At 66.0% G+C, this 11,930-nt stretch carries 11 protein-coding genes; 2 read left to right on the forward strand and 9 right to left on the reverse strand.

Annotation, left to right across the window (positions count from 1 at the left end):
• Positions 1–48 precede the first annotated feature (48 nt).
• Genes ACV095_RS16430 through iolC form a run of 7 tightly spaced genes read right to left on the reverse strand, consistent with a single transcriptional unit; the run spans position 49 to position 8,509 of the window.
• Positions 49–1,152, reverse strand: a complete 1,104-nt coding sequence (locus ACV095_RS16430) for an MFS transporter (RefSeq protein ID WP_478222301.1) — start codon at positions 1,150–1,152, stop codon at positions 49–51.
• Positions 1,068–2,081 carry a Gfo/Idh/MocA family protein gene (locus tag ACV095_RS16435; RefSeq protein ID WP_018769591.1) on the reverse strand — a complete coding sequence of 338 codons (1,014 nt, stop codon included), beginning with the start codon at positions 2,079–2,081 and terminating at the stop codon, positions 1,068–1,070. Before ACV095_RS16435 ends, ACV095_RS16430 begins: the two co-directional genes overlap by 85 nt.
• 32 nt (positions 2,082–2,113) lie before the next feature.
• Positions 2,114–3,025, reverse strand: a complete 912-nt coding sequence (locus ACV095_RS16440; RefSeq protein WP_223993925.1) for a sugar phosphate isomerase/epimerase family protein — start codon at positions 3,023–3,025, stop codon at positions 2,114–2,116.
• Positions 3,026–3,047: 22 nt separating this feature from the next.
• Complete coding sequence (locus tag ACV095_RS16445) at positions 3,048–4,574, reverse strand: CoA-acylating methylmalonate-semialdehyde dehydrogenase (protein WP_478222302.1); 1,527 nt, start codon at positions 4,572–4,574, stop codon at positions 3,048–3,050.
• Positions 4,575–4,612: 38 nt separating this feature from the next.
• Positions 4,613–6,541: a 3D-(3,5/4)-trihydroxycyclohexane-1,2-dione acylhydrolase (decyclizing) gene (gene iolD / locus ACV095_RS16450; protein WP_478223469.1), complete on the reverse strand. Its 1,929-nt coding sequence runs from the start codon at positions 6,539–6,541 to the stop codon at positions 4,613–4,615.
• A gap of 31 nt (positions 6,542–6,572) precedes the next feature.
• Positions 6,573–7,508, reverse strand: coding sequence for a Cgl0159 family (beta/alpha)8-fold protein (locus ACV095_RS16455; protein WP_478222303.1), 936 nt, complete (start codon positions 7,506–7,508; stop codon positions 6,573–6,575).
• Complete coding sequence (gene iolC, locus ACV095_RS16460) at positions 7,505–8,509, reverse strand: 5-dehydro-2-deoxygluconokinase (protein ID WP_018769586.1); 1,005 nt, start codon at positions 8,507–8,509, stop codon at positions 7,505–7,507. The genes ACV095_RS16455 and iolC overlap by 4 nt, the downstream gene beginning before the upstream one ends.
• A gap of 382 nt (positions 8,510–8,891) precedes the next feature.
• Between iolC and ACV095_RS16465 the strand changes: the two genes are divergently transcribed.
• Both ACV095_RS16465 and ACV095_RS16470 read left to right on the forward strand, forming a co-directional pair.
• On the forward strand, positions 8,892–9,251 hold the full coding sequence (locus ACV095_RS16465; RefSeq protein WP_056389079.1) for an ArsR/SmtB family transcription factor: 360 nt from the start codon (positions 8,892–8,894) through the stop codon (positions 9,249–9,251).
• Positions 9,251–9,733 carry an SRPBCC family protein gene (locus tag ACV095_RS16470; protein ID WP_056389081.1) on the forward strand — a complete coding sequence of 161 codons (483 nt, stop codon included), beginning with the start codon at positions 9,251–9,253 and terminating at the stop codon, positions 9,731–9,733. Before ACV095_RS16465 ends, ACV095_RS16470 begins: the two co-directional genes overlap by 1 nt.
• Here ACV095_RS16470 and ACV095_RS16475 read toward each other — a convergent pair.
• Both ACV095_RS16475 and ACV095_RS16480 read right to left on the reverse strand, forming a co-directional pair.
• Complete coding sequence (locus ACV095_RS16475; protein WP_056389084.1) at positions 9,691–10,509, reverse strand: triose-phosphate isomerase family protein; 819 nt, start codon at positions 10,507–10,509, stop codon at positions 9,691–9,693. The genes ACV095_RS16470 and ACV095_RS16475 overlap by 43 nt on opposite strands.
• A gap of 29 nt (positions 10,510–10,538) precedes the next feature.
• On the reverse strand, positions 10,539–11,885 hold the full coding sequence (locus ACV095_RS16480) for an MFS transporter (RefSeq protein ID WP_018769582.1): 1,347 nt from the start codon (positions 11,883–11,885) through the stop codon (positions 10,539–10,541).
• Positions 11,886–11,930 lie beyond the last annotated feature (45 nt).

Here is an 11,930-nt window from a genome sequence, read left to right on the forward strand (position 1 = left end):
GAGGATCCTCATAGGGGCTTTGCAAGGAGCAGCGGGGCGCTGGTCCGGTCAGGGAACCTTCGCCGCGGCGGCCCCGGCCTTGCTGCCGGCCACATTCTTGAAGTAGTGCTCCAGGTCCTCCAGGCTTTTGTCCTTGGTCTCGGGCACGTATTTGGCGGCAAAGGCGATTCCGGCAGGATCAGGGAGAAGAGGCCGATGAGCAGCAGCGCCGTCGTGGTTCCCACTCGGCCGGTGATCTTGCTGGATCACCGCGAGGCCCAGGCCCACCACGAAGATCCTGCGGAGCCACGGGATGCCCAGGTCCTTCCATGAACCCATTTTGGACTTGTAGTCCTCCGCGGCCATGGCCTTGACTTCCTCGAACTCCCTGCGGGCTTCCTCCTGCAACCGGATCCGCTGCAGCACGCTGAGCGTCTCGCCGAAGCTGCCGATGGAGGCCAGCCAGCGTGGACTCTCGGGCATGACGTTCATCCCGATCCACAGCGCGATGGCCGGCAGGGTGGCGATGACCAGCATCCAGCGCCAGATACCGTGCGATTCGCCGAAGGAGTTGCCCAGGTAGGCGTTGAAAATGAAGGCCAGCAACTGCCCGGTGACGATCATGAGTTCGTTCTGGGTGACGATCCGGCCGCGCCGGTCGCGCGGCGATATCTCGGCCAGGTAGACCGGAACGGTAACGGATGCCCCGCCCACGGCAAGCCCCAGGATAAACCGCGCGGCGATTAACACTTCGGTGTTCGGCGCGAAGGTGCAGCCCAGGGTGCCCAGCAGGAAGACGACTGCCAGGACCATGATCATCCCGCGCCTGCCGTTGCGGTCTGCCAGGCGGCCGCCGAACAGGGCGCCAAACGCGGCGCCGAACAACAGGGACGAGGTCACCAGGCCCTCGGTCAGCGGGGTGAGGCCCAGATCCTGCTGCATATAGGGCAGCGCGCCGTTGATTACGCCGGTGTCGTAGCCAAACAGCAGGCCGCCAAAGGTGGAGATGATCGTGGCGGTCCGCAGGGCGCGCTGGTGGTTGCCGGGCTGCTGTATGGTCGTTTTCCCCTCCGTCCCCTTCTCCTGTCCTACTTGTAGAGGTCGGGCTTCGCAGCCAGCTTCACGGCGACCTTTTCGCCGTTCTTCTGCGCCTCGACGCCTGCCTCGCAGCATGCCGCGGTGGCGTACCCGTCCCAGGCGGAGGGGCCACCGATTTCGCCCCTCAGTGCAGCGTCCACCCATGACTGGATTTCGACGTCGTACGCGGCGCCGAAACGCTCTTCGAAGCCTGGGGTGACGCTGCCGCCCCAGCGGCCGGAACTGCGGGTGTAGGGACCCTTGTCGCCGCCGATGCTGACGATGCCGTCCTCGAAGGAGGCCTGGGTGGCCACCTCGTAACCGAATTTGGCGTTGACGTAGATCTCGACGTCCGCCAGGACGCCGGACTCGGTCTCGATCAGGACGTGCTGGGGGTCGTGCTGGCCGTTGGGAGCATTGCGGGTGGGCTTGCCCAGCCGGACCTGGATGCTGGTGATTTCCTCGCCGGTGAAGAACCGGATGGCGTCGAATTCGTGGACCACGGAGTCATTGATGAGCATCTCGTTGGTGAAGCCCTCAGGGGTGTTGGGGTTGCGGTGCTGGTGGTGCAGCATCAGCAGTTCGCCCAGCTCATGGTTGCGGATGATGGAGCGGAGCGCTGCGTATTCGGCGTCGAAGCGGCGCATGAAGCCCACCTGGATGCGCTGGTGGCCCAGCGCCACTTCGGCTTCGACAATCTTCCAGGAGGATTCGGCGTCCGGGGTCAGCGGCTTTTCGCAGAGGATCGGAATGTCCCTGGCGATGGCCTTGAGCAGGATGTCCTGATGCAGGAAGCCCGGGGTGGCGATGAGAACGGCGTTGACGTCGCCGTTGTTGAGGGCTTCGTCAGCGTCGGCCAGGGCGACTGCGCCGGGGATGTCTTCGACGGCGGCCTCGGCGCGGGCGAGGTCGACGTCGACGACGGCGGCCACTTCGGCGCCATGGATCCGCTTGTTGAGGCGCTGGATGTGGTCGGCGCCCATGCGGCCGGCGCCGATGACGGCGACGCGGAGGGTTTCAGTCATTGTTTGGTCCTTTTGGCGTTAGCAGGAAGAGGTCAGTTGACGGCGGTGCGGGAGCCGCAGGTCAGCAGGTAGTTGCGGGTGCGCTTGGCGATCGGCATCGGGACGTCGAAGGCCACCGGGTACATGTCCTGTTCCACGATCCCGAAGATGGGCCGGTTCAGGGCTTCCACGGCCTCGATGACGGCGCGGAGGTCGGGCAGCCCGCTCGGCGGTTCGGTCATGACGCCGGCCAGGTTGGCCGCGGCCCAGGTCATGTTTTCCTCGTTGACTCGCCTAAGGATGTCCGGATTGATCTGCTTCAAATGCAGGTAGCCGATCCGGTCCGGGTAGTTCTTGATGAGCTCCAGGCTGGAGGCACCGCAGTATTCCGCGTGGCCGGTGTCCAGGCAGAGGTTCAGGTACTGCGGATCGGTAGCTCCCAGCAGCGTTTCGATGTCCTCCTGCGCGCCAACGTGGGAGTCAGCGTGGGAGTGGAACTGCTGCTTCAGGCCGAAGTCCTCCAGCAGGGTCTTGCCCAGGCGGTTGTGGCCTGCGAACAGGTCGCTCCAGGCCTTGTCGCTCAAGGTGCCGCTCTCCACGGCCTCGCCGGTGACGTCGTCGCGCCACATGGCCGGAATGACCACGATGTGCCCGCCGCCCATTGCCGCGGTGAGTTCGGCCACTTTGCGGGCTGGCTCCCAGGCGGTCTCCCACTGGTCCACGCCGCGGTGGAAGGCGGTGAACACGGTGCCGGCGGTGACTTTCAGGTCGCGCTGCTTGAGTTCCTCCGCCAGGCGGGCCGGGTCGGTGGGAAGGTAGCCGTACGGGCCAAGTTCGATCCACTTGTAACCGGACTCGGCCACTTCGTCGAGGAAGCGTTCCCACGGGGTCTGCTTCGGATCGTCCGCGAACCAGACGCCCCAGGAGTCCGGCGCCGTGCCGATGATCAGCTTGTTCTCAGTCATGACAGCGTTGTCTCTCTGGGTGTTAGTTGGACGGGAAGTTGTAGGAGGCTTCGGAGGCGTGGTGGGTTTCGGGCCAGCGGGAGGTGACGACTTTGCCGCGGGTGTAGAAGGAGACGCCTTCGGGGCCGTAGATGTGTTTGTCGCCGAAGAGGGATGCTTTCCAGCCGCCGAAGGAGTGGTAGGCCACGGGGACCGGGAGGGGCACATTGATGCCGATCATGCCAACTGTCACGGAGCGCTGGAACTTGCGGGCGGCGGCGCCGGAGGAGGTGAAGATTGCGGTGCCGTTGCCGTAGGGGTTGGCGTTGATCAGCTTGATGCCGTCTTCGAGGGTGTCAACGCGGACCACCACGAGGACCGGCCCGAAGATCTCTTCCGTGTAAGCCGTCATTTCGGTCTTGACGTGGTCGATCACGGTGGGCCCCACCCAGAAGCCGTCTTCGTGGCCGGGGACCACCAGCTCGCGGCCGTCCACCACCATGGCGGCGCCGGCGGTTTCGGCTTCGGTGACGATCCGTACGATGCGTTCCTTGGAGGCCGGGGTGATGACCGGGCCCATTTCGGCGTCGGGGGCGGTGCCGTTGTTGACCTTCACGGCCAGGGCGCGTTCTTCGACTTTCTTGACCAGCAGGTCGGCGGCGTCCCCGACGGCGACGGCGACGGAGATGGCCATGCAGCGTTCGCCGGCGGAGCCGAAGGCGGCGGCAGCGAGGTGGTCGGCGGCGTTGTCCAGGTCGGCGTCGGGCAGGATGATGGCGTGGTTCTTCGCCCCGCCCAGGGCCTGGACGCGCTTGCCGTGTTTGGTGGCGGTCTCGTGGACGTACTGCGCGATCGGGGTGGACCCGACGAAGGAGATGCCTTCCACGTCCGGGTGGGTCAGGAGCCCGTCGACGGTTTCCTTGTCGCCGTGCAGGACCTGGAACACGCCGTCGGGCAGGCCGGCTTCCTTCCAGAGCCTGGCCAGCAGCAGGGACGCGGAGGGGTCGCGCTCGGAGGGCTTGAGGATGAAGGCGTTGCCGGTGGCGATCGCCATCGGGGCCATCCACAGCGGCACCATGACCGGGAAGTTGAACGGGGTGATGCCGGCGACCACGCCGAGGGGCTCGCGGAAGTTGAACACGTCGATACCGGTGGAGACCTGGTCCGAGTAGTCGCCCTTGAGCAGGGTGGGGATGCCGCAGGCGTACTCGATGACTTCCAGGCCGCGGCCGATTTCACCCTTGGCGTCGGAGAGGACCTTGCCGTGCTCGGCCGTGATTAGTTCAGCGAGGTCGTCCACGTGGGCGGCGACGAGTTCGCGGAACTTGAACAAAACGGCGGTGCGCTTGGCCAGGGAGATGTCACCCCAGCTGTCGGCAGCCTTCCGGGCGGCGGCGACGGCGGCGTCAAGGTCGGCGCGGTTGGCCAGGCGCAGCTCGCCGGTCACGGCCCCAGTGGCCGGGTTGTACACCGGGGTGGTGCGGTCGCCAGCACCGGCGGTTTCGGCGCCGTTGATGAAGTGGTTGATCACGGTGGTCTGGGTATCGGTGGTCTGGGTGGTGGCAGTCATGGGGACTCTTCCTTGAGGGGGTGGTGTCTGGAGGAGGGTTAGCCGAGCAGTTTGCGCTGGCGGGACTTGTGGTCGACGTAGGTATGGAAGGCCTGCTTGGTGGAATCCAGTTCGGAAACCTGCGCGACCGGAACGTCCCACCAGGACTCGGAGGATGGTGCGTCCAGGAGCGGATCGGACTCGACATGGATGAGGATGGGCCCGCTGCCCTCGGGGGCGGCCTTGGCGTCGCGGATGGCCTGCTCCAGTTCGGCGATCACCTTCTCCCCGGGTTCGATCCGGATGACCTTCACGCCCAGGGACTCTGCGTTCAGGGCCAGGTCCACCGGCAGGGTGTCCCCTTCGTCGAAGCTGTGCTGTTCTTCGTCCAGGGCCCGGTAGCGGGTGCCGAAGCGCTGCGAGCCCAGGGATTCGGACAGGGAGCCGATGGAGGCGTATCCATGGTTCTGGATCAGGACCACGATCAGTTTGATGCGTTCGGCGACGGCGGTGACCAGTTCGGTGTGCATCATCAGGTAGGAGCCATCCCCCACCATCACCACGACGTCCCGCTGCTCGCCGCCGCGCGCGGCTTCGGCCAGGGCTGCGCGCTTGACCCCGAGGCCTCCGGGGATTTCGTAGCCCATGCAGGAGTAGGCATATTCGACGTGGTAGCCGAACGGGTCCCGGACACGCCACATCTTGTGCAGGTCCCCGGGCAGGGACCCGGCCGCGCAAATCACCACATCCGCAGCGTCCATGGCCCGGTTGGCGGCGCCGATGATTTCGTTCTGTGCCGGCAGCGGGGTGTAGCGGGTGTCAAAGGCCTCGTCCACAGTGGCGTTCCAGCGCTTTTTCTCGGCGGCGACCTTCTGCTCCAGGTCGGCGCCTACCCGGTAGCCGCCCAGTGCTGCGTTGAGCTTGACCAGTGCCTTGCGGGCGTCGGCGACGATCGGCAGCGTGGTGCCGTGCTTGTACGCGTCGATCGGGGCAACGTTGATGTTGATGAAGCGCACCTCGGGGTTCTGGAACGCTGTGCGTGACGCGGTGGTGAAGTCCTCGTAGCGGGTGCCGATGCCGATGATCAGGTCGGCGTCGGCAGCGATGGCGTTGGCCGCCGTCGTACCGGTGGAGCCGATGGCACCCAGGCTGAACTGGTGGTCCCACGGCAGGACGCCGACGCCGGCCTGCGTGTTGCCTACCGGGATGCCCGTCAGCTGGGCGAGCTTTGCGAGCTCGTCGTTGGCGTAGGCGTAGAGGACGCCGCCGCCGGCGATGATCAGCGGGCGCTTCGCGGCACGGATCGCCGCCGCGGCACGGGCGATGTCGTCGTCGTCCGCGTCGGGGCGGCGGATCCGCCACTCCCGCTCGGCCAGGAACTCCTCGGGGACATCGAACGCCTCGGCCTGGACATCCTGAGGCAGGGAGATGGTCACGGCACCGGTCTCGGCCGGGTCCGTCAGGACACGCAGGCCGTGGTGGAACGCGGAGAACAGCTGTTCCGGGCGGGTGACCCGGTCAAAGAACTTGGACAGCGGCCGGAACGCATCATTGACCGTCAGGTCGTAGGCGTACGGCTGCTCGAGCTGCTGCAGCACCGGATCCGCAGCGCGGGTCGCGAACGTGTCGCTGGGCAGCAGCAGCACCGGCAGCCGGTTCGTCGTGGCCAAAGCGGCACCGGTCAGCAGGTTGGAGGACCCCGGGCCGATCGAGGTGCTGATGGCGAAGGTCTGGCGGCGGCGGGTATGCCGGGCATACCCCACGGCCTGGTGCGCCTGGGCCTGCTCGTTCCGGCCCTGGTAGTACGGCATGATGGCCGGGTCCAGCTGCTGGTACTGCTTCAGGGCCTGCCCCACACCGGCAACGTTACCGTGCCCGAAAATACCGAACGTGCCGGGGATGAGCCGCTCCCGGTAGTCCACACCGCCCACCTTGTCGACGGTGTATTGCTTGGACAGGTATTCGACGACGGCCTGGGCCACCGTCATCCTGCGCGTTCCTGTTGTGTCCATGGGGAGGCTACTCCGATACTTCCGTGGTGTGGTTCAGCAGTGAGGCGGCCGTGGCCACGGCACCGGCAACATCGCCGTCGGCCGGGTACAGGAGCGTCCGGCCAACCGTGAGGCCCTGGACGCCCGGGAGCGCCAGTGCCGCCTGCCAGGACGCAAAGACCTCGTCCTGGGACCCATCCGGGTCTCCGCCCAGAAGGACGGTGGGCATGGTGGTGGCCGCCATGACGCGTTCCATCTCCGCCACGACGGGAAGCTTCATCCAGGTGTAGGCACTGGTGGAGCCCAGCCCCTCTGCGATGGCGATGGACTTGATCACGGCGTTGGTGGACAGATCGTTGCGGACGCGGCCGTTTTTCCGGACCGACAGGAACGGTTCCACCATGGCAATCAGCTTGCGCTCCGCCAGCGAATCGATGGCCTTGGCGGTCGCTTCCAGGGTGGCCACGGTGTCGGGGTCGCCCAGGCAGATGCGGGCGAGCATCTTGCCGCCGTCAGCACCCAGGGCCTCCAGAGCGGCGGCGGTGTGGCCGGTGAAGCGGTCATCAAACTCGTTGACCAGCCCGGAGAGGCCGCCGCGGTTCATGGAACCGAAGACCAGCTTGCCGTCCAGGGCGCCCAGCAGCAGCAGGTCGTCCATGATGTCCGGGGACGCCAGGACACCGTCGACGGCGGGGTTGGCCAGGGCGATCTGCAGCCGGTCCAGCAGCTGACGCCGGTCAGCCATGGCCACGGGGTCGCTGCCGACGGCAAGGGCGCCGCGGGCGGGGTGGTCGGCGGCGACGATGAAGTTCTGCCGCCCCGACTTCAGGCCGGGGTGGCGCCGGCGGGACTTGGCCGCCCGGGCCACGGCACCAGGGTCTTCCAGCCGTATAGTGCTCAGGTGCTCATAGCGGCGCGGATCGTCGTCCACAGCGTTGTTGGAAGCAAGAGAGGTGAGGGTCACAGTGCTGCTCCTTCGGGAATCGAGGCGCCCGGAACCGCGCGGCCGCGTTCGGCCAGCAGCGAGGTGACCTCCTCCGGCGTCGGCATGGCGTCGGCGCAGGAAAGGCGTGAGGCGACGATGGCGCCGGCGGCGTTGGCGTAGTCCAGGACCTGTGCCAGCGGCCAGCCGGAGAGGAGTCCGTGGCAGAAGGCGCCGCCAAAGGAGTCGCCGGCACCCAAGCCGTTGAGGGTTTCCACCGGGACGGGCGCGGAGACCACGCGTTCGGTGCGGGTCTTGGCCATCACGCCTTCGGGGCCGAGCTTGACGACGGCGATTTCCACGCCGGCAGCGAGCAGGCGGTCCGCCTGCTCATCGGGAGTCCCCTCGCCGACTGCCACGGCACATTCCTTGTCGTTGCCGATCGCGACCGTGACGTGCGGCAGGACCTTGGCAACCTCGGCCCGGGCCTCCTCCTCGGAAGCCCAGAACATCGGCCGGTAATCCAGGTCCAGGATGGTGAACTGGCCCTCAGCCAGCCCGGTCCGCGGCCGCGCCTCATGCGCGGCAATGTGCGCTGATCGCGAGGGCTCCTGGCACAGGCCGGTCACCGTGGACCAAAAGATCCCGGCCTCACGGATGGCGTCCAGGTCCAGCTCTTCAGCCTTGATCTGCAGGTCCGGCGCCGTGGGGAACCGGCCGTAGAAGTATAGCGGGAACTCGTCCGTGGCCGGCTTGATCGCGCAGAAGGTCACCGCCGTGGGCCAGTCCTTCACCGGGGTAACAAAGGCGTCATCGACGTTGAACTTGCGCAGCTCACGGTGCAGGTAGGCGCCGAACGGATCATCCCCGGTCCGGGTAATGACCCCGGTGCGGCGTCCGTGGCGGGCGGCGGCAACCGCGACGTTGGACGGTGAACCGCCAAGGTATTTGCCGAAGGAATTAACGTCCTCCAGGCCAACCCCGATGTCGTTCGGGTAGATATCAACGCTGATGCGCCCGATCGTAAGAAGCTCGTGGGTCACGGGAATCGTGGACCTTTCTGGTGTGGAACGCGGATCCTTCGAGGGGCAGGAGTTCCGGAACTGGCAGGCCGTGGCGCGGGCCACAGGCACTACTTTGCCTTAGATCCAATGTCCTGTCAAAAGTTTGTACTGACATACTTACAACTAGAGTTGCCGGGCGCCCCTGTCCCAATATTGCGGGTGCCGGAACTACTTTTTAGCGACGGCCAACTCTCCCGTGCGTGCTGCGCGCAGCCGAAGCCGAAGGACCAGCCACCGGGCACTGTTTTCCACGTAGCCGGAATCCCTGAAGACGCGGGTCTTGAATCGTCACCCTGGGACTCTTATGCTTAAACAACCTAAAGGTTGATAAACCTGGAGGTTGATTAGAAACGGGCAGGCAATGAACCCTGAAAGTGCGGCATTGGACTCGGCCTTCATGGCCCTGGCAGATCCCGTGCGGAGGAGCATCATCGCCCGGCTCAGCCGGGGCCCGGCAACAGTGAACGAATTGGCAGAACCGTTCGAGATCTCCAAGCAGGCGGTCTCGAAACACATCCAGGTACTCGAGCAGGCCGCGCTGGTGACCCGAAGCAGGGATGCACAGCGCAGGCCCGTCCACCTGAACCCGGCGCGGCTTGAGGAGCTGACCGCCTGGATTGACCGGTACCGGTTGGTCCGCGAAGGCCAGTTCCGCAGCCTCGACGCCGTTCTTAGGTCAAACGCTGCGGACAGCGGCGAAAAATCCTCCAAGGAGTCATGATGAGCAATTCCCTGAAACTCAGCGTTCCTGAGGGCGTCCCCTTCATCGATTACGAGCGCGAGTTTGATTTCCCGGTGGCGGACGTGTTCCGCGCCCACAAAGAACCGGACCTGATTGTCCAGTGGCTGGGCCCGCGGGGCTTGAAGATGGAGATCGACCATTACGATTTCCGCACCGGCGGCAGTTACCGCTACCTGCACACAGGACCGGACGGCGTGGCCTACGAGTTCAAGGGCATCTTCCACACCGTCCGGGACAACGAATTCGCCATCCAGACCTTTGAGTTCGGCGGATACCCGGACGTGGTCAGCCTGGACTTCATGACGTTTGAGGACCTGGGCAACGGAAGGGCCCGGTTGCGGGGCCATTCCGTCTACCCAAGCCAGGAGGCGCGCGACGGCATGGCCCAGTCCGGGATGGAGGGCGGCCTGAGCGAGGGCTACGAACGGCTGGAGGAATTGCTGGCCGGGGCGCGGGTCTGAGCCAGGGCGAGGGCTTCGTCCAGCACGCGGCCAAGGTTGGCGGCGTCGTGCGCAAAACGGCCCAGGAAGAGTCCGTCCGCTGCGGGAAGCTGCGGCAGCAGCCCTGGCCCGGCGCTGCCGCCATAGATCAGGGGGCAGTCCGGGCCCAGTGCGGCCCGGAGCAGGGTCAACACGGAGTTGATGTGCTGCGGCGGGGCGGGTGCAGGAGCACCGATAGCCCATACAGGTTCGTAGGCCAGGACCAGGCAGCTTAGGAGGCTGGGGTCGCCGCCAGTAGCGGCGTGGACCTGCCGCACGCAAAAGTCGGCGGCAGCACCGGCGTCGAGCCTGTCCGGCTCACCGATGCAAAGCAGCGGGGTAAGGGAACTGTCGACGGCGGCACGCACCTTGCGTGCCACCACGGCGTCGTCCTCGGCGAACAGGCTGCGGCGTTCCGCGTGGCCGATCTCGACGAGCTGGACGCCCAGTTCGGCCAGCATGCCGGGGCTGACTTCCCCGGTGAGGGGCCCGTCCCCCCAGGCGCAGTTCTGGGCGCCGAGCAGGACCGGTGAGCCGGCCAGGATCCGTGTGGCCGGCTCCAGGACGGGGAAGGAAGGGATGACGAAGACCCGGACCGGTGCGTCCTTGGCGGAATGCGCACCCAGCCCGGGCCTTTCGTCCACAACGGAGCGCACCTCCGACAGCCAGCGCAGGCTTGCCTGGTAACCCAGGTACATTTTGGTGCTGACGCCGATGTGGACGGTGCCGTTGCCTGTGCTGCTGCCGGAGGTGCGCATGAAGTTCCTTGCGGTGTGTTGTGACGGGCTCAGTCGAGCAGGTCGTCGGCCTTGTTCTTGAACCGCTTGGTGGCGTACATCATTGCGGCGGCCACGAAGGGCAGGACGCCCAGGGCGTACACACCCATGGATCCGGTGGGCGAGTGCGTGGCCTCGTTGACGGCGGTCCGCAGGATCGGGGCCACAAAGCCGCCCAGGTTGCCCAGCGAGTTGATCAGGCCGATGCCCGCCGCTGCTGCGGATCCGGCGAGGAACGCGGTTGGGTAGGACCAGACCACCGGACCGACGGCGAGGAAGCTGCAGACTGCCAGGGTTATGAAGATCATGCCCAGGACCGGCTGGTGGTTGGTTCCCGCCCAGGCCGAGCCGAAGATGCACAGGCCGGTGGAGAGAAACAGGATGGTGCCGAACTTCCGCCGCTTGGCAACGGTGTTAGCCGCCCGGCCGATGAAGTAGCAGGAGAAGATGCCGAAGAACCACGGGACCGCGATCAGCAGGCCGACGGCGAGGCCCACTTTCTGCCCGGTCAGGGACGACACCTGCTGCGGCAGGAAGAACGTCACGCCATAGACGGCGATCTGCAGGCAGAAGTAGATGGCGGTGAAGTACCAGACCCGGCCGTTGCGCATGGCGGCGAGGATGCCGCGGGGGCCGGTCTGGTCCTTGATGTTGTCCTCCAGTGCCATGACTTCCTTGAGCGCGTACTTCTCCTCCCGGCTGAGGAACTTGGCCTTTTCAGGACCGTTGATCAGGAAGAAGAAGGCGGCGATGCCGGCCAGGACTGCGAGCAGGCCCTCGACGAAGAACATGACCTGCCAGCCGCGCAGGCCCGGCACCTGGTCGCCGATGTTGATCAGCCAGCCGGAGAGGGGGTTGCCGATCATCTGGGAGAACGGCTGGGCCAGGTAGAAGATGGCGAACATCTGGACGCGCACCTTGTTGGGGAACCATTCGGCCAGGTACATGATCACGCCGGGGAACAGGCCGGCCTCGGTCACGCCGAGGAGGAAACGCAGGATCACGAACGAGGTCTCGCCCTGGACGAAGGCGAAGCACGCCGAAACGATGCCCCAGGTGATGGCGATGCGCGCCAGCCAGATCTTGGCGCCGACCTTCTTGAGCAGCAGGTTGCTGGGGATCTCGAAGATCGCGTAGCCAATGAAGAAGATGCCGGCGCCCAGGGCGAAGGCTGCGGCGGACACTCCTTTGTCCGCCCCGAGGGCCGCCTCGGCAAAGCCGACGTTGGTGCGGTCCAGGAACGAAACGACGTACAGGATGACCAGCATCGGCATGAGCCGGCGGGCCGCCTTGAAGATCGCGGACTTCAGGACCGGACGGGCCAGAAGTTCCTTGGATGTTGCGGTGGTTTCGGACACAACACTCTCCTTCGAGTGGTGACGTGGTGGTTTCCGCGGGCCGGC

The sequence above is a fragment of the Arthrobacter sp. JDC6 genome, assembly GCF_056484025.1.